At 68.3% G+C, this 17,974-nt stretch carries 12 protein-coding genes; 2 read left to right on the top strand and 10 right to left on the bottom strand.

Annotated features, from left to right (window positions below; genetic code table 11):
* Window positions 1-59 precede the first annotated feature (59 nt).
* The 4 genes from trxA to ACVWZM_RS17585 form a co-directional block, all read right to left on the bottom strand.
* On the bottom strand, window positions 60-380 hold the full coding sequence (trxA, locus tag ACVWZM_RS17600) for a thioredoxin (RefSeq protein ID WP_016847387.1): 321 nt from the start codon (window positions 378-380) through the stop codon (window positions 60-62).
* Between the two features lie 116 nt (window positions 381-496).
* Complete coding sequence (gene addA / locus ACVWZM_RS17595; protein ID WP_456854035.1) at window positions 497-3,973, bottom strand: double-strand break repair helicase AddA; 3,477 nt, start codon at window positions 3,971-3,973, stop codon at window positions 497-499.
* Window positions 3,967-7,113 carry a double-strand break repair protein AddB gene (addB, locus tag ACVWZM_RS17590; protein WP_456854033.1) on the bottom strand — a complete coding sequence of 1,049 codons (3,147 nt, stop codon included), beginning with the start codon at window positions 7,111-7,113 and terminating at the stop codon, window positions 3,967-3,969. The genes addA and addB overlap by 7 nt, the downstream gene beginning before the upstream one ends.
* Before the next feature lie 80 nt (window positions 7,114-7,193).
* Window positions 7,194-8,114 (bottom strand): LysR family transcriptional regulator, encoded by a 921-nt coding sequence (locus tag ACVWZM_RS17585; protein WP_456856704.1) that lies wholly within the window; start codon window positions 8,112-8,114, stop codon window positions 7,194-7,196.
* Window positions 8,115-8,206: 92 nt separating this feature from the next.
* Here ACVWZM_RS17585 and ACVWZM_RS17580 point away from each other — a divergent pair, with 92 nt between their 5' ends.
* Together ACVWZM_RS17580 and ACVWZM_RS17575 are read left to right on the top strand one after the other, a co-directional pair.
* Window positions 8,207-9,130: a hypothetical protein gene (locus tag ACVWZM_RS17580; RefSeq protein WP_456854031.1), complete on the top strand. Its 924-nt coding sequence runs from the start codon at window positions 8,207-8,209 to the stop codon at window positions 9,128-9,130.
* Window positions 9,127-10,140, top strand: a complete 1,014-nt coding sequence (locus tag ACVWZM_RS17575) for a DUF2891 domain-containing protein (protein WP_076833815.1) — start codon at window positions 9,127-9,129, stop codon at window positions 10,138-10,140. The genes ACVWZM_RS17580 and ACVWZM_RS17575 overlap by 4 nt, the downstream gene beginning before the upstream one ends.
* Before the next feature lie 12 nt (window positions 10,141-10,152).
* Here ACVWZM_RS17575 and ACVWZM_RS17570 read toward each other — a convergent pair whose 3' ends face one another.
* The 6 genes from ACVWZM_RS17570 to coaBC all read right to left on the bottom strand — a co-directional run bounded on the left by ACVWZM_RS17570 (window position 10,153) and on the right by coaBC (window position 17,935).
* On the bottom strand, window positions 10,153-10,875 hold the full coding sequence (locus ACVWZM_RS17570; protein ID WP_057020444.1) for a nucleotidyltransferase family protein: 723 nt from the start codon (window positions 10,873-10,875) through the stop codon (window positions 10,153-10,155).
* 125 nt (window positions 10,876-11,000) lie between these two features.
* Entirely contained in the window at window positions 11,001-11,321 is a 321-nt protein-coding gene (locus tag ACVWZM_RS17565; RefSeq protein ID WP_028337556.1) for a PilZ domain-containing protein, read from the bottom strand.
* An 87-nt stretch (window positions 11,322-11,408) separates the two neighbouring features.
* Entirely contained in the window at window positions 11,409-12,932 is a 1,524-nt protein-coding gene (gene tsaE, locus ACVWZM_RS17560; RefSeq protein WP_076833817.1) for a tRNA (adenosine(37)-N6)-threonylcarbamoyltransferase complex ATPase subunit type 1 TsaE, read from the bottom strand.
* Window positions 12,929-15,439 (bottom strand): sensor histidine kinase, encoded by a 2,511-nt coding sequence (locus tag ACVWZM_RS17555; RefSeq protein WP_057020424.1) that lies wholly within the window; start codon window positions 15,437-15,439, stop codon window positions 12,929-12,931. Before ACVWZM_RS17555 ends, tsaE begins: the two co-directional genes overlap by 4 nt.
* Window positions 15,440-15,958: 519 nt before the next feature.
* Window positions 15,959-16,417 (bottom strand): dUTP diphosphatase, encoded by a 459-nt coding sequence (dut, locus tag ACVWZM_RS17550; RefSeq protein ID WP_456854029.1) that lies wholly within the window; start codon window positions 16,415-16,417, stop codon window positions 15,959-15,961.
* Between the two features lie 51 nt (window positions 16,418-16,468).
* Window positions 16,469-17,935, bottom strand: coding sequence for a bifunctional phosphopantothenoylcysteine decarboxylase/phosphopantothenate--cysteine ligase CoaBC (gene coaBC / locus ACVWZM_RS17545; RefSeq protein ID WP_456854027.1), 1,467 nt, complete (start codon window positions 17,933-17,935; stop codon window positions 16,469-16,471).
* Between the last annotated feature and the right edge of the window lie 39 nt (window positions 17,936-17,974).

Genomic DNA, 17,974 nt, shown 5'->3' with positions numbered 1-17,974 from the left:
CGCAAACGGCCGGCGAATCCGCCGGCCGTGCACGAATTTATTAATCAGAAGAAGCGGGATCAGACCGCAGCGGTGATCCACTGCTGCAGCTTGGCCTTCGGCGCGGCGCCGACCTGACGGGACGCCATCTCGCCGCCCTTGAAGATCATCAGGGTCGGGATCGACATCACGCCATACTTCGATGCGGTCTTCGGGCTCTCGTCGACGTTGAGCTTCACGATCTTGACCTTGTCGCCCATCGCGCCGGAAATCTCATCGAGAGCGGGCGCGATCATGCGGCAGGGGCCGCACCATTCGGCCCAGAAGTCGACGACCACCGGCCCGGTCGCCTTGAGCACTTCGGCTTCGAAATCGGCGTCAGAAACCTTGCCAACGGCCATGTGAGTACCTCGTTCGGTTGAGACCAAAGGGCGCGGTTGGGAATCGCGCCCGGGAGCATGGGTCAAACCTATGAACGCCCCCTTGCCGGGTCAAGCTTGCTCACGCCGACATGAACTTATGCCAGGGCGGCGTCCAGCGCGGGGGCGGAAATCTCCATGATTTCAGTCGTTTCGGTCCAGAGCAGGGCGGCCCGCACGGGCAGCTGGGGATAAAGCCTGGCGAGCACCGCGCGGTATAGCGCGAGCTGCCGGACGTAGCCCCGCGGCGCCTCGGCTGCCGTCTTGGGCGGAGCATGGTTGGTCTTGAAATCGACGATCAGGACGTCGGTTGGCGTCACCACCAGGCGGTCGATCTGGCCCGACACCAGCGCCTTCGGCTGGCCCGGCCGCTCCAGCCGCCCGACGATCGAGACCTCGGCGCGGCTGCCCGGCGCGAACACGGCGGCAAAGCGCGGATCGCCGATCAGGCCGAGCACCTGATCGGCGAGCGCGACCTGCTCCTGTTCGTTCCAGCCGTCGGCATTGCGCGCGAGGAAGCCGAGCGCGGCGGCGCGCCGCCGCTCGAGGGCGACGTCGGGCAGCGACTGCAGCAGCCGGTGCACCAGCGTGCCGCGTTGCAGGGCGCGGGCGCGCAGCTGCACCGATTCGCCGGTTCGGATCGGATGGCTGTCGTCATCAGCCGGATCGGACGGACGCAGCATGCTCGCCGCCGATGCTTCTGGTACGGCCGGAGCCCGCAGCCAGGACGGCAAAGCGATCGGCACCGCGGCCGCCGACGCAGTCGCGCCGGTGAGATCGGCGACGTCATCCGGCCGCGAATAGCGCATCACCTTGCCTCCTGGCGTCTCCAGCTCCTCGAGCTTGAGCCCGGAACCGGCGAGGCCCTTGGTGATCAGATCGTACCAGGACGATTTCCGCACCGTGTTCATGTTGCCCGGCATGCAGCCGCCGACGATCAGCCGATCGGCGGCGCGGGTCATCGCGACATAGAGCAGGCGGCGATACTCGTCCTCGGTGTCGCCGAGCATCGCCTTGCGCGCCTCGGCGACGCCGGGCGGATCCTCGGCCTTCTTGCCGGCCCACACCACGACGCCGGGCGCGTTCGGCGCGGCGTTGCCCTGCGGCAGATGGATCAGCCGCAGCCGCTGCGTGTCCGACGGCGAGGTCGTGGTGTCGACCAGGAACACCACCGACGCTTCGAGGCCCTTGGCGCCGTGCACGGTCATGACGCGGACCTCGTCGCGCGAAATCTCCATGTCGCGCTTCACTTCGGTGTCGGCGGCGCGCAGCCAGGCGACAAAGCCCTGCAGCGAGGCCGGCGCCTTGCGCTCGTAGCTCAGCGCAAGCTCAAGGAACTCGTCGAGCGCGTCGTTCGCCTCATGGCCGAGCCGGCGCAGAATGCGCGCCCGCCCGCCATCGCCGCCGAGCAGCCAGGCGTAGAACGCGAACGGCGTCTCCTGGGCGAAGCGGCGCTCGCATTGTTCGAGACGGCGCAGCGCGGCCGAGAATCGTTCGTCGGTCGGCGCCTGCGCGGCCAGTGCCTCGCGCAGCGAGCCGCGACGCTGATACGCCAGCTTGAACAGATCGTCGTCGTCGAGGCCGAACAGCGGGCTCTTCAACGCCACCGCGAGCGCCAGATCGTCCTGCGGCAGCAACAGCGCATCGGCGAGGTTCATCAGGTCGATGATCGCGATGTGCTCGGTCAGCTTCAGCCGGTCGGCGCCGGCGACCGGGATGCCGGCGTGCTTCAGCGCCTGGATCACCGCGTCGAAGGCGTTGCCGCGCCGCCGCACCAGGATCAGCATGTCGCCGTAGCTGAGCGGCCGCCGCCCGCCGGCGCTGCCGGTCATGGTGCCGCTGGCAACGAGGCGCTTGATCTCGGCCTGGATGCGCCTTGCCAGCTTCACCTCGGGGCTGGTCACCGAGACGCCGTCGAACGGCGCCCGCCAGCCCTCGATGTCCTGGCGGTCGTCGGCAACCGCGAGATCCCAGAGCTCGATCTGGCTGGGGCCGGCATCGGCCATCGCGTTGTGGATCGGGTAGCCGTTCTCGACCGCATGAATGCTGCGGAAGATGTCCTGCTCGCGGAACACATGGTCGACCGAGTGCAGGATCACCGGCCCCGAGCGGAACGAATAGGTGAACGACACCGGGTCGAATTTCAGCCCGGCCTCCTCGAACCGCCGCTTCAGCTCGCGCCGGCGCAGGTCGAATTCGCGCGGCGCCGCGCCCTGGAACGAGAAGATCGACTGCTTCTCGTCGCCGACCGCGAACACGGTGCGCACCAGGCCGTCGCGCGCGCCGGCGCCGGAGGTGAATTCCGAGATGATGTGCGCGACGATGTCCCATTGCCGCGGGCTGGTGTCCTGCGCCTCGTCGATCAGCACGTGATCGACGCCGCGGTCGAGCTTGTAATGCACCCAGCCCGACGAGACGCGGTCGAGCATCGCCAGCGTCTTGTCGATCAGATCGTCATAGTCGAGCAGGCCGCGTTCCACCTTCTCGCGCCGGTAATGCGCGGCAGCCGCGGTCGCGATGTGGATCAGCGCCTCGGTGCGGTCGCGCGCGACCACGGCGCGGCGGCGCTCGATCAACGGACCGAGACGGTCGACCTCCGCCTCGAACCGATGGCCCGCGACCGCATTCTTCTTGATGAAACTGTTGGTGACGACAGACGCGCGCGGGGCGCGTTCATCGGTCAGGAAGACGCCGAGATATTCGTCGACCTGCGCTGCACCGGTGAAGGTCAGCGCGCTCCGCAGCCGTTCGGCCTGCTTCTGATCCGCCTTGCTGCTGGTATCGAGCAGCGTCGCCATCTCCTTCCAGCTCGCGCGCGGCAGGTTCGGCCCGTCGACGATCTCGCGCTCGACCTCCTCGATGCGATCATCGGCGGAGACGCCGAGCGCGGCCGACATCTGCGCTGCGGCGACCGCGGCGTTGCCGGCGGCATCGGTCCAGGCCATGAAATGGTCGCGGCTGAGGCAGGCCTCGCGGACCACCTCCTTGAAAGTGACGTCGGCGGCATTTGCCATCGCCGTCCGCAGCGCGCGGCCGATGGGACTGTCGGGAATCCGCGAGGCTTCGAGGAACACCGCGAGATTGGCGCGCTCCATCATCTCGTTCTGGTCGCGGTCGTCGAGCACGGCAAAGCGCGCCGGCACGTTGGCCTCGAACGGAAACTGCTGCAGCAGGCGGGTGCACAGCGCGTGGATGGTCTGCACCTTCAAGCCGCCGGGGGTCTCCAGCGCGCAGGCAAACAGTTTGCGCGCCTCGCGCCGCAACGTGGCGGAAGGATGGGCAATGCCGGCCTCGCGGATCGCGGCGTCGAGCCCGGCGTCGTCAAGCGTCACCCAATGGCCGAGCGTCGTGAACACGCGCTCGGCCATGTTCGCGGCAGCCGCCTTGGTGAAGGTGATGCAGAGGATCTTTTCCGGCGGCACGCCCGACAGCAGCAGCCGGATCACGCGCTGCACCAGCACGTGGGTCTTGCCCGAGCCCGCGTTGGCCGACACGAAGGTCGACGCTTTCGGATCGGACGCGCGCGCCTGCGCGTCGCGCACGGCGGGCGGAATCGGACGGGGCGCCTTCACCATTCCTCGATCCCCAGGCCGCCGGCGGCGGACCATTCCTTGATGCGTGCGAGGTCGTCATAGGCGCCGTAGCGGTTCGCCCACATCGAGAGGTTCAGCGAGGTGTAGGCCTGCTGCTCGTCGTCGAAGGCGCGGATCAGGGCCTCGAGCTTGCGCCGCGCGCTGTCGGCGGCCTCATCGGGCGGCTGCGGCGTATCGTTGGTCTTGATCTTCAGCTCCAGCGAACGCTGCTCGCCCGGCGGATTGTTGCCGCTCAGCCTGACATAGACGAGGTCGCCGACCGAGGAGTCGGCCGGGATGTCGGCGAAGCCGCCCTCGCGCAGGATCGCGGCTTCCAGGGTGAGCTGCGGCGACAGGCCCATGCGCACCTGCTTGCCGGTCGGCGGCTGGCCGGTCTTGTAGTCGAGGATCGCAAAGCTGCCGTCATCGCGCCGCTCGATGCGGTCGGCGCGCGCCGAGAGCGTGAAGGTCCTGGCATCGTCGAGCGGGATGCCGATCTCGCCGCGGATCTCGGCCTTGATGGCCTCGATCTGGCCGCGCCGGGCCTGCTCCCATTCGGCAAACCATGTTGCGATGCGCTGGAAGCGCGGCCACCACAGCGCTCGCGCCTCGGGCCGCTCCATCAGCGGCGCAAAATATTTGGCCCCGATCTCGCGCAACGTGAGCAGGGTGTTGGCAGGCAGCGCGTCGGCATAGACCTGCGTGAACTCGCCGAGCGCCTCGTGGATCGCCGAGCCGCGATCGGCCGCCGACAGCGGCATGTCGACGGGGTCGAGCGGATCGAGCCGCAGGATGTAGCGCGCATAGATCGTGTAGGGATCGCGCAGCCAGTCCTCGATCGCGGTGACAGACATCTTCAGCGGACGTGCCTCGCGCGGCGGCCGCGGCTCCGGCTGCGGGATCGGCTCGACCTTGTCGGGCCGGTCGAGCTCGGCGGCATATTGCACGTAAGTTTCGCCGGCCGATGTCGCGGCCTTCCAGCGCGCCTCGCCGGCGACCGCTTCGAGCCGGTGCAGGAAGCGCGAGGCGACCGCCGGCGCACCGCCGACTTTTGCGGCGTGGGTGAGGATCACCTCGTCATGGCCGAGCAGCTGCGCAAAGTCGTGCGCGGAAAGCCCGATGCGGCGCTCGGGAAGGTCGAGCCCGAGCTCGTGCCGCATCGGCCGGCTCAGCCACGGATCGATCCGCGGCGCCGGCGGCCAGACGCCCTCGACCAGGCCGCCGAGGATGACGCGATCGGATTCGGTGAGACGTGCTTCGAGCTGGCCGAAGATGTTGAGCTGCGCGCGCGCCGATTCCGGTCGCCGCACCATGCGGTCGGCGAACGCGGTCTGGAACACCTCGGGATAATCGGCGAGCGGCGTCATCAGCCCGCTCGGCTGCTGCTTGGCGAGCAGCTCGTCGAACGCAGACGCCAGCGACGCACCGGCGCGCTCCTCGAACACGACGGCAACGCCGTTCTGGTCGCCGGACAGCGCGATCAGGGCCTCGCGGTGGCGCGCGGCCAGCTCCGCGAAATCATGGGGTTTTGACGACGCCATGCCTTCGAGCGGCGCCAGCGCCGCCTGCAATCTGGCGATCAGGTCCTGCGCCCGGTTGAGCTCGTTGTCGCGCAGCCGGGCGCGCGGCTCCATGGCGTGCAGCGACGAGGTCTCGCCGCCGTGCAGTTTGACCAGCTCGGCGCGGAAGCGCGCGAAGTCGCGGGCGAGGCCGCCGGTCCCGGCTTGCGGCCGCGTGCCGCGGAGCAGCGCGATCTCCAGCACCTCGATCGCGCGCCGCAGCGCGCCGCGCGAACCGCCGAGCCGGAACAGCGGATGCTTGAGCAGCGCGAGCAGCGTCGGCGGCTCCAGCCCCTTGGCCGCCGCCTCCGCGGTCAGGCGGGCGAACACGCCGGCCGGCGTCTCGATCAGCGCATCGCCGCCGGAATCGTCGAACTCGAGCTTCCAGCGCGTCAGCGACGCCATCACGCGGCGCGCCAGCGCGCGATCCGGCGTCACCAGCGCGGCCGATTTGCCGAGATGCCGCGCCTCGCGCATCGCAACCGCGATCGCCAGCGCCTCCATTTCCGGATTGGGCGCCTCGACCACGGTGAGGTTGGTCATCCCGGCGGAAATCCGCGCCACGATCTCCGGCCGTTCCAGCCGGTCGTGCCACTGCGCGGTCGCGGTCGAGGGACGCATCGTCTCCGACACCAGCACCTCGCGGCCGAGCGGCGCCGGCTCGGCAAGGCTCTCGACGTCGCGGCGCGTGATGCCGAAGCGGTCGAGCAAGGCGTGCATCGCGAATTGCGGATGGTTCGACGAGGGCGGCGTTACGAACCTGCCGTCGTCGCCGCGCTCGCCGCCGATCGTGTCCCAGGAGTCCTCGTCGAGATCGGTGTCGAGCCCGGGCAGCACCACGGCACCGTTCGGCAGCTTCGCCACCGCGTGCAGGAATTTCGCCGTCGCCGGCATCGAGCCGGTCGAACCGGCCGCGATCACCGGGCCCGCGTGGTGCGCGGTCAGCCGCGCCGCCTCCGCCTCGATCAGCAGATCGCGGCGCGCGGCGGGTTCGATCCGGCCGATCTCCTTGAGGTAGCTGGGCCAGGCGTCGCGCGCGATGCGCAGGAAGTCGAGCGAGTGCTGCCAGTATTTGTCGAGCTGGTCCGGCACCAGGCGGTCGAGCGCGCGCCAGTCGACGCGGCGCGTCACCATGTCGTCCATCAGCCGCGCCAGATCGCCGGCGAGTTGCAGCGTCGAGGCCGGCCCGCCGACCACCAGCGGCGCCGATACCGGCGTCTTCGCCCAGGCGGCGACCAGATGCGCCAGCGTCAGCCGGCGCTCGAGCTCGCCCAGCCTTGGCGGAATCTCCAGCGGCGCGGCGCCGCCGACGTCCTCGCTTTGGTCGGCGAAGGCGAGTTCGTCCTCATCGATGTCGCCAAGCGCGACGATGCGCGGCAGCACGGCGGCGTCCGACTCGAGCACATCGAGGAAGATTTCCCGCGCCAGCCGCCCGGCACGGCGGGTCGGCAGATACAGCGTGGCGTTGGCGAGCCTTGCCGGATCGCTCTGCGCCTCGAATCCCGCGACCAGCCGGCCATCGACCAGCGCCGAGATGACGGTCCGCAGGAACGGCGCAGAAACGGGAACACTGAAGACGCGCATGGGCTGCCTGATTCGAATCCGGCGCCAATATAGGGAGCGGCGACCGTCGTTAGCCACCCCTGTCGGAGAACCGTCACCGCTCAATATCGCAATCGGCCGGCGCAGCGATCGGCGGCATCCAGGAACCAGCGCAGCGCCGGATCCCGGGCGGCGCGGCTCGTATGGATCAGGTCGATCGCGAAGGCGGGGATGTCGATCGGCGGTGCGACGACGGCAATGTCGGCCAGATGCGTGAAGCGCCGGGCGATGCGCTCGGACATCGTGGCGATCAGATCGGTGCCGGCCACGGCGAACGGAACGGCCACCACATGCGCAAGCGTCACCGCCACCCGTCGCTTCAGTCCATGGCGCGCCAGCAGCGCGTCGATCACGCTGGGCAGGCCATCGCCGCCGGCCGCCGAGAACAGCGCGTGCGGCAAGGTCGCGTAATCTTCCAGACCGAGGCGCTCCGATCGGCTCGTGCGCGCGGTGTCACGGACGCAGACGAAGCGCTCCTCGAACAGCCGGTGCCGGACACAGCGCGGCGAGTCGGGCAGGTGCCCGCCGATCAGCGCATCGAGCTCGCCGCGCTCCAGCTTCGCCAGCGCCACCGTCGCATCGGTGAGCGGGCGCACGGCAAGGTCAATGCCGGGCGCTTCGACGCGCAGCAGCCGGGTCAGTTCCGGCACCACGACGAGATCGCCATAGTCGGTCGCGGCGATGGTGATGCGCCGTCGCGCGATCGCGGGATCGAAGCCCTGATCGGGCACCAGCGCGCTCCGGATTTGCCGCAGCGCTTCGCCGATCGGCCCGGCCAGCGCCAGCGCCTTTTCGGTCGGCTGCATGCCCGCGCCGGCGCGCAGGAACAGCTCATCCGCAAACAGCGCGCGCAGCCTCCGCAACGCGCTGCTCATGGACGGCTGGGCGAGCCCGATGCGCTCGGCCGCCCGGGTGACGTGGCGCTCCTCCATCAGCGCCTCGAAGGCGACCAGCAGGTTGAGATCGATGGCGGATAAATTCATCGTAGCAATAATGCTTATAAGAATAATCGATTTCAACAATGATTTGCCCCGGCCTATGCTCGTTGGTCGGACATGACGACGGGACCCAGGAATTGGCGAGATTTGCGAGGCTGGTGCCAAGCGGGCCGACACTGCTGATCATCGGCGTGCTGGCAGGATTGGCTTTCCCTGCGTTGGCGGACGGCGTGCGCCCGCTGATGACGGCGGCGATCTTCGTCCTGGTGCTCGGCACCTTCCTCCAGGTCGACGGCACGGCGTTCCGGCGCGCATTGCGGCGGCCGCTGGTCTGGCTGCTGTTGCCGGCGCTCGCCATGCTGGCGAGCCCGCTTGCCGTCGGCTTCGCGGCGCGCGGCGCCGGCTTTCGACCAGAGCTGATCGTCGCATTGGTGCTGTCGGCGTGTGCGCCGCCGTCGAGCGGCACGGCGGCCGTCGCGCGCATGCTCGGCTTCGATGCGACCATTCCGCTTGCCGTGACGCTGCTGTCGATGGCGCTGGCGCCGGTCACCGTGCCGCTGATCGCGGCGGGATTTGCCGGTCTCGCGCTCGATCCGCTGGCGCTCGCGACGCGGCTGGCGCTGCTGGTTGGCGGCGCCGGCGCGCTGGCGTTGCTGCTGCGCCGTCAGGCCGCGGCACGATTGGTGCAGCATGCGCGCATCATCGACGCGCTCGTGCTGGCCTCGCTGCTGCTGTTCGCGATCGCCACCATGGCCGGGGTGCGCACCCAGATCGAAGCGCAACCGGCCGCCGCGTTCACCTGCGTCGGCCTTGCCTTCGGCTGCAATCTCGCCCTGCAATTGTGTGGCGCGCTGCTCACGCCGGGCAATCTGGCTGCACGGCTGACCAGCGGCCTCATTCTCGGCAACCGCAATGTCGGATTGGTCTGGTCGGCGATGGGCGCTGCGGTGTCGCCGATGACGGCGTTGTTCTTCGCCGCCACGCAGTTTCCGATCTATATGACGCCGCGGCTGATCGAGATGCTTGTTCGCCGCGAGTGCAAGGAGAATGCCTCACCATGAGCGCGACGATCCTGACCGAAGACCTCGCCGTCCGTTTCGCGCGCATCGCGCTCGGCCATGTCACGCGCGAATATCCGAACAAGCCCGATCACGTGCTGGCGGGGCCGCAGGATGCGCGCACGCCGCGCGAGCTGCATCCGGTGTTCTTCGGCAGCTACGACTGGCATTCCTGCGTCCACAGCTACTGGATGCTTGCCCGGTTGCTGCGCCGCTATCCCTCATCCGAGGCGGCGGACGATATCCGCGCGCTGTTCGACGCGCAGTTCGTTGCGGAGAAGATCGCGGCCGAATGCAGCTATCTCGCCGCCCCGACCGCGCGCGGCTTCAAGCGACCTTACGGCTGGGGCTGGCTGTTGAAGCTCGCCGCAGAGCTCTCGCTCGTCGAGAACACCAACTGGCGCGATCGGATCGCTCCGCTCGCCGAGATCTTCGCGCAGCGCTACCGCGATTTCCTGCCGCTCGCCACCTATCCGGTGCGGGTCGGCACCCATTTCAACACCGCGTTCGGACTGCGCATGGCAGCCGACTACGCCGCGGTGACACAGGACGATGCGCTCAGTGCGCTGTTGCGCGACACAGCGCTGCGCTGGTACGGCGCCGATCAGGACTGCCCCGCCTGGGGTGAGCCGAGCGGTGATGACTTCCAGTCGTCCGCGCTGATCGAAGCGGAGTGCATGCGCCGGCTGCTGGCACCGGGTGACTTCCTGCCCTGGTTCGACCGCTTCCTGCCGCGGCTCGAGCTGCGCGAACCCGCAACCCTGTTCCGGCCCGCCACGGTCACCGATCGCTCGGATGGCAAGCTGGCACATCTCGACGGGCTCAATCTCAGCCGCGCATGGTGCTGGCGGGCGCTGGCCGGTGCGTTGCCGGCGGCCGATGCGCGCCGTCCGATCCTGCAGGATGCCGCGCGCCGGCATCTCGACGCCGGCCTGCCGTATATCGCCAGCGACTATATGGGTGAACACTGGCTTGCGAGCTTCGCGGTGCTCGCGATCGACGCCGATGGCTGACGAAGGCGCCGCCTACGCGACGCTTTCCAGGTAAGCTTCTTCCGCAGCCTGGATCGCGTCCGGAGTGCCGACATGCATCCAGACGCCGTCGAGGCGCAGGCCGAACAGCCGCTCCTGCTCGTTGGCGCGGTCGAACATCTTGGTCAGCGAGAACTCGCCGGCCGGCGCGTCGGCGAACAGCGCAGGCGACATGATCGCGGCGCCGGCATAGACGAACGGCACCACCTGGTGCTCGCGCCGCTTGCGCAACGCGCCATCCGGCAACATCGAATAGTCGCCGCGCCCGCCATAGCCGATGCTCGTAGCGGTCGGCGCCATCAGCAGCAGGATATCCATCCGCGCGGGATCGAAGGTTTCCGCGAGCCGCGCCAGATTGGAGCGCACGCCGTCGATCCACATCGTGTCCGCGTTCAGATGATAGAACGGCGCATCGCCGAGCAGCGGCAGCGCCTTCACCACCGCGCCGCCGGTGCCGAGCACCTGGTCGCGCTCGTCGGAGATGATCACGCGCGGACGGCTGCGGGGCTTGACGTGCTCGATGATCTGGTCAGGCAAATAGTGCACGTTCACGACCGCTTCGCTGACGCCGGCGCCGGCGAGCTTGTCGAGCACATGGTCGAGCAGCGGCTGGCCGGCGACGCTGACCAGCGGCTTCGGCATCGTGTTGGTCAGGGGGCGCATGCGCACGCCGAGGCCCGCAGCGAGCACCATGGCTTTATGGGGAGTGACGGGCATCTTCCGGATATTCTCGGTCATCATCTCTCATGCGCCGATCATATCACGGCGATTCGGCAAGCACATCAATCAGACGCCATAGTCACGAGACATGACGGCCGTAAGACGGCAATGACGACCCTGGCCTAGACGTCGGCAGCTTGCGTGCCGCGTCTGGCGGTTTTCTTCTTCTTGTCGCCTTGTTTGAGAAAGTTGACGCCGATCTGGTCGCCATTGACCCATGCCAGCTCGCAGCGGCGATAGGCCAATCCTGTGGACGACAGCAGCAGAAAGAACTCCTTCAGGTTCAGGCCCTCGACCGAGCCGTCGACGGAGAGCTTGGCGCCCGTCTCCGACACGTCTTCCATGGTGCAGTCGCGCCGCCAGGTGCCGTCGATGCCCATCATGTGCGCTGCTATGCCGCGCTCAAACGTGACACGATCGCCCTTGCGTCGTTCCGTCCCCATCGTGTGGTCCCGCTCCAGATCCGGCCGCGCCATGGATCAGGTGCGGGCTCCGCAACCTTAGGGGAGGCGAGGCTAATAACCCGTAAACTACGGTACTGGAGGAGGGACGTTGGCTTTGTACCAGATGCGGAAGCTGGTCAGCGCGGGGTGAGCCAGCGACCGCTCGAGATAGGTCCAGATCCGCGGCTGGTGCTTGAGATATTGCGGCTTGCCGTCGCGGCGGTTGAGTCGCGCAAAGGTGCCGAGCAGGCGGGTGTTGCGCTGCGCCGACATGATCGCATAGAGCTCGGCGAAGCCGGCCGGATCGAAGCTTTCATCGGTCGCGCGCCGCGCCTTGATGTAGCGGGTCAAGAGCGACAGCTCGAGCTGCTCGGGCACATCGATCCGGGCATCCTGCAGCAGCGACACCACGTCATAGGCCGCGGGGCCGAGCAGCGCGTCCTGGAAATCGATGACGCCGACGCGCAGGATGCCGGTGCGTTCGGCAAGCCAGATGATGTTCGGCGAATGGAAGTCGCGGATCACCCAGGTCTGCGGTGCGGCTGCGGGCTTCTCCAGCAGGCCGCGCCACATCCCGAGAAATTCGGCGCGAAGCTCCTCGCTCGGCTGCGCGCCGCGGTCTGGCAGGTACCATTCCAGCATCAGCCCGATCTCGATCAGCCAGGCGTCGATGTCGAACACCGGGATGTCGTAGCTCTCGTCCGACGTCAGCGGCAATTGCTCCGGCAGCACCTCGCGGTGCAGCGCCGCCAGCATGTCGACGGCGGCCTCGTAACGCTCGGCGATCGGCTGCGGTGGGTCGCCCTCGATGACGCCCTCGGCGCCGAAATCCTCGGTGATAAGGAAGCCGGATCCGAGATCGATGTGACGGATCGCGGGCGCCGAGAAACCATGCTTGCGCAGGCCGTTTCCGATCGCGACGAACGGCCTGACGTCTTCGGCGAGATGCACCGCTGCGCTGTAGGACTGGCCGCTGTAGATCGCCGGGCCGTCGGGACGGCGCGGCGAGTTCATCAGGATGACGGTGCCGTCGTCGTTGCGCAGCCGCGCATAGGAGCGCGTCGAGGCATCGCCCGGCATGCGTTCGCGCCGGGCATTGAGAAAGCCCGCGCGGTCGAGGAACTGGCGCAGCTCGTTGAGCCGCGCGACCTTCGCCGCGCCCTTGCCATGGCCGGTGATCTCGGCCGCGCGTGCCGCCGATCCGAGTGCCGGGCGATGGCTGAACGCGATATCGATGCGGTCGGCGGGCATCGCGTCGGGCGCGCGCTCCGGCCACTCGATCAGCGCCACGATGTCGTCGGGCAGCGGCGACAGCCCGATCTCCTCGAGCTCGCCGGCGTCGTTGATGCGGTAGAGGTCGGCATGAACCAGCGGAAACGACGGCAGCTCGTAGCTCTGCGCCAGCGTGAAGGTCGGGCTCGGTACCTCCAGCGCGTCGTCGTCGGCGAGATAGCGGATCAACGCGCGCGCGGCCGTGGTCTTGCCGGCGCCGAGATCGCCGGACAGCGTAATGACGTCGCCGGCGCCGATCAGCAGCGCGAGGTCGGCCATCAGCTCTGCTGTCGCGGTCTCGTTCGCGAGTGCCACCGAGAATGTCGAGGTCGCCGTCATTCAGCAGCGTTGCGGTGTGCGGTCTGGTCGATCGGGAAGTCGCAGGTCACGGTCGTGCCGCGGCCTACGGTCGAATCGACGCGCACCCGTCCGCCATGGAGTTCGACGAAGGAGCGGACCAGCGACAGGCCAAGGCCCGCGCCGCGGTGCCGCGAGCCGTGCGAATGGCTCTCGAACCAGTTGAACACCTTGTCGCGCATCTCCGCCGGAATGCCGGGACCGGCGTCGGTCACCGCAAACACCACGCTGTGCTCGGTGCGGTGGGCGCTGATCGTGACGGTGGCGTCGTGCGGCGAGAAGCCGACCGCGTTGGCGAGCAGATTATACAGCACCTGCACCACGCGCCGCTCGTCGCCGACAAAGGCGCCGATGTCGGGCTCGATATCGACCTTGAGGGTGATGCGGTCGGTCGCGAGGCGATCCTGGATGCCTTCGGCCGCGGCTTCGATCGCCTGGCCGATATTGACCGGACCGAGCTCGAGCTTCATCGCGCCGGCGTCGATGGTGGCGAGATCGAGAATGTTGTTGGTGAGCGCCAGCAGCGCGTTGGTCGATTTGGTGACGTAGTCGAGATATTCGGCCTGCTTCGGCGTCAGCGGTCCGGTCGAGGGATCGCTGAGGAAATGCGCGAAGCCGATGATGGTGGTGAGCGGTGCGCGCAGCTCGTAGGAGACGTGGTGGACGAAATCCACCTTCATCTGGTCGGCGGCTTCCAGCGCCTCGTTGCGCTCGCGCAGCGCCCGCTCGACATTTTCGGTGTCGGTGATGTCCTGGAAGGCGAGCAGGGTCTTGCCGTCGGGCAGCGGGATGGTCATGCAATTCAGCACGCTGCCGTCCTTGCGCTCGAGCTTGAGCGCGACCTGGGCGCGGTTCTCGATCGCGGTGATCTGCTCGCGCAGCGTCCGCCAGGTCAGGGCGTCGTCGAACAGCGGCCGGCACAGTGCTTCCACCGCCTCGATATGCGGCTCGCCCTGCAGCGCGTCGGCCGGCAGCTTCCACATCTTGGCGAAGGGCGGGTTGAACAGTTCCGCGCGGCCGTTGCTGCCGAACACCGCGACCGCTTCGCCGAGATTGTCCAGGGTCTCGCGCTGCACCCGCGTCAGGCGGTCGTAGCGGCGGGCGAGGTCGAGGCTCTCGGTGACGTTGTCGAACAGATAGGTGACGCCGCCCTCGAGGTTCGGCGTGGTGACCACGCTGATGGCGCGGCCGTCGGGCAGGAACCAGGTATAGGTCTCGGATTCGACCGCGCGATAGGCTTCGTGCAGCTTGGCCTTCCAGGCGCGGAAATCCGGCTGCTCGGGCAGCTTGCGGTTGGCGCGCAGCCGGTCCAGCACGCTGGAATCGTCGGGGTTGCCGTCGAGGAAGGCCTGATCGAGGCCCCACAGCCGCCGATAGGACTCGTTGTAGAACGTGAGCCGCCGGTCGGCATCGAACACCGCGACGCCCGACGACAATTGGTCGAGGGTACGCCGGTGCGCTTCGACCATCCGCGCGATCGCCGCGCGCAACGCCGCAGCTTCGCTGGCGTCGATCGCGATGCCGGCGCTGCCGCCGGAGAGCTTGAGCGCCTGCACGTCGTAGATCCGCCGCTCGCCGCTGACGACGATCGGCAGCCGCGCGGCATAATTGGCATTGTCGTTCAGCGCGCGGGTCAATTCGCCGCGCTGGTCGCTTTCGAGCAGTTCGAGATTGCGCTGCAGCGCGTCCGACACGCTCTTGCCCTCGGTGGCGCGGACATAGGCCGCGTTGGCATAGCGCAGATTACCCTCGAGGCTCTTCGCCCAGATCGGCCATGGCGCGGCGGCGGCGAAATCGCGCAGCAGCTCGGTTTCCTCCTGCAGCGCCTTGTAGCGCAGATTGGACTCGGCGAGCTCGCGGCGCAGGCCGCCGAGCTCGCGGATCCGCACGATGGCCTGGCCGCCGATCGCGCGGCCCATCGCCTCGATGGCGCGGCCGGCCGAGGTCGAGAGGTTGAGCAGGAACGCCTCGCCCTTCTCGCGCAGCGCGTCGACGGCGTGATCCATCTGCAGCGCCGGCTCGGGCGGCAGCCAGGTTCCGAAGGCGAGGACGCGCTGCGGCGAGCCTTCCTGCGACATCACCAGCGAGATGTCGCCCGAGATCTGTGGCCGGTTGTCGCCGGCGGCCCAGGAGATCAGGACCTGCGGCTCGACGAACAGCAGCGCGCGCAGCCGGTCCGATTGCGCCTGCAGGTCCGTGATCTCGGACTGCAGCTGTTCCTCGTTCCTCGTCGCGCGCACGCGGGTGCGCATCAAGAGGATCGCGGCGACGGCCGAGAAGCCGACCAGCGCAAGCGACGTCGCGAGGACCGCGACCTCCTGGTGATTGAAGCCGAAATGATCCGACATCGCCTGGGCGACCGGGCTCTCGGCGGCAAACGCGGTGCGGGCTGGCAGCAATGCGGTGATGGCGAGCCCAATCATGCCGTCGCGCGCCAGTGAGGTGCATGACAGCAGGGTTCGACGCATTGCCGCGACTACGCCCGACATATGTTGCCCCAGAACGCACAAACCTTAAGGCATGATCCGGAAAAGAGGAGACCGGTGTTCCCTCACGGCAAACGTACGACGTTTGTCCGCCGATCATGCCCAAGCAGGACCAGACAGCCCGACGAAGACCCCCCGTCGTGCTCGAATCAAGACAGAATAGTCCCAACGGGACTCGGCGAGTAAGAGTCCAGACCGTGAACGCAGAATCCCCTGTGAAAAAATGCCGCCGGGTGGGGCGGATTTTACGCGAATTGACTCCGTATTGGTGCGGAGAGCGCGCACGAAGCGTGATCTTCCCGAGCTCGTCCGCACACTTCTCCGATGCGAAGGCGCTTGGCTCCCTCTCCCCGTTCTTACGGGGAGAGGGTTGGGGTGAGGGGCCGTCTCCGCATATCCGGTGATAGCTGCGTTCGCGGAGACTCCCCCTCACCCGGAACGCATCTGACGATGCGTTCCGACCTCTCCCCGCACGCGGGGCGAGGTGAAGTGGCGCCGCCGCTCGAGTGAAGTCGTCGCGCACTAGCGTCCGGTCGAGCCGAAGCCGCCGCTGCCGCGCCCGGTCGCCGGCAGCACGTCGACCGGAACCAGCTCGGCCCGTGTGACCGGCGCGATCACCATCTGCGCGATGCGCTCGCCGCGCCGGATCGAGAACACCTCGTGGCCGTGGTTGATCAGCAGCACGTTGATCTCGCCGCGATAGTCGGCGTCGATCGTGCCGGGCGAGTTCAGCACCGTGACGCCGTATTTGGCGGCAAGGCCGGAGCGCGGCCGCACCTGCGCCTCGTAGCCCGGCGGCAGCGCGATCGTCAGTCCGGTCGGAACCATCTCGTAGCGGCCCGGGAGCAGCAGCAGCGGCGCCGACTGCGGCACCGCCGCGAGCAGGTCGAGCCCGGCCGCGTCGGCGGTCTGATAGATCGGCAGCAGGAGGTCGGCGCCGTGCGGCAGTTGATGGACTTCGAGCTTGATGGTGGCGCTCACGATGCGGTTCCTACGGCTCTAGAGCATGATCCGATTGAATCGGATCATGCTCTAATCCTTTTGTTTGGTCGCGTTTTCTTGACGCGAACCGGTGACCACTTCGCTCGAAAACGCTCTTGCGATGCGCGACACCAGCGCGGTCGCGACTTCCTCCTTGGTCATGACAGGCCAGGAGTCGACGGTGACGTCCTTGCCCTCGCGCGAGAGCAGGTGAACGGTGTTGCGGTCGCCGCCCATCACGCCGGTCGCCGGCGAGACGTCGTTGGCGACGATCCAGTCGCAGCCCTTGCGCGCGAACTTCGCCTTGGCGTTCTCGATCAGATGCTCGGTCTCGGCTGCGAAGCCGATCACCAGCGGCGGCCGCTGCTCCTTCAGCTTGGAAATTGTCGCGAGGATGTCGGGGTTCTCGACCAGCTGCAGCGGCGGCATGCCGGCCGCGGTCTTCTTCAGCTTCTGGCTGCCCTCGGTGGCGACCCGCCAGTCGGCGACCGCGGCGGCGAAGATCGCGATGTCGACCGGCAGCGCGGCCTCGACCCGGTGCAGCATGTCGCGCGCGGACTCCACGCGCATCACCGAGATGCCCTGGGGGTCGTCGAGCTCGACCGGGCCGGTCACCAGCACCACCTCGGCGCCGGCGGCGCGCGCGGCGGCGGCAATGGCAAAGCCCTGCTTGCCGGACGAGCGGTTGGCGATATAGCGGACCGGATCGATCGCCTCATGGGTCGGGCCCGCGGTGATCAGCACCCGCTTGCCGGCCAGCGGCCGCGGCTGCGGCGGGCGCAGCATGCGGTCGGCGGCGGCGGCGATCTCGGTCGGCTCGGCCATCCGGCCGACGCCGGCTTCGCCGGCTTCCGCCATCTCGCCGGCATTGGGGCCGACGGTATGGACGCCGTCGCGGCGGAGCTGCAGCACGTTGCGGCGGGTGGCCGGATTGTTCCACATCAGCGGGTTCATCGCCGGCGCCAGCAGGATCGGCCGGTTGGCCGCCAGCAAGGTGGCGGTGGCGAGGTCGTCGGCATGGCCCTGCGCCATCTTCGCCATCAGGTCGGCGGTCGCCGGCGCCACCACGATCAGGTCGCAGTCCCGCGCCAGGCGGATATGGCCGGCATCGAATTCGCTCTCGGCGTCGAACAGGTCGGTGTAGACGCGCTCATGCGACAGCGCGCTGGCGGCGAGCGGGGTCACGAACTGCTGGGCCGCCCTGGTCAGCACGCAGCGGACCTGGATGTGCCGTTCCTTGAGCCGCCGGATCAGATCCAGCGCCTTGTAGGCCGCAATCCCCCCGCCGATGATCAGGGTGACGCGCGGCTCGCCGGCCACGCTGGCGGCCCGTGGAGCAGGGGCTGCCACTGTCGCGGAACCTGGGCCGGGCGCCTCGGCGGGCTCCGTACCGCCGTCTGCGAGGTCCCGGAGGATCACCCGGACCTCCTCCTCGACCGAGCGGCCGTTCCTGGCGGAGCGCAGCCGCAGATAGGCCTTCAGCGTGTCGTCGAGTTTGCGGATGGTCAGGCTGGCCATGGCGTGCCCTCAGGCATCATGCTCAAATAAATATGATAG

It is taken from the genome of Bradyrhizobium sp. USDA 4501 (assembly GCF_054062115.1).
This window is presented reverse-complemented; position numbering and strand designations above follow the sequence as displayed.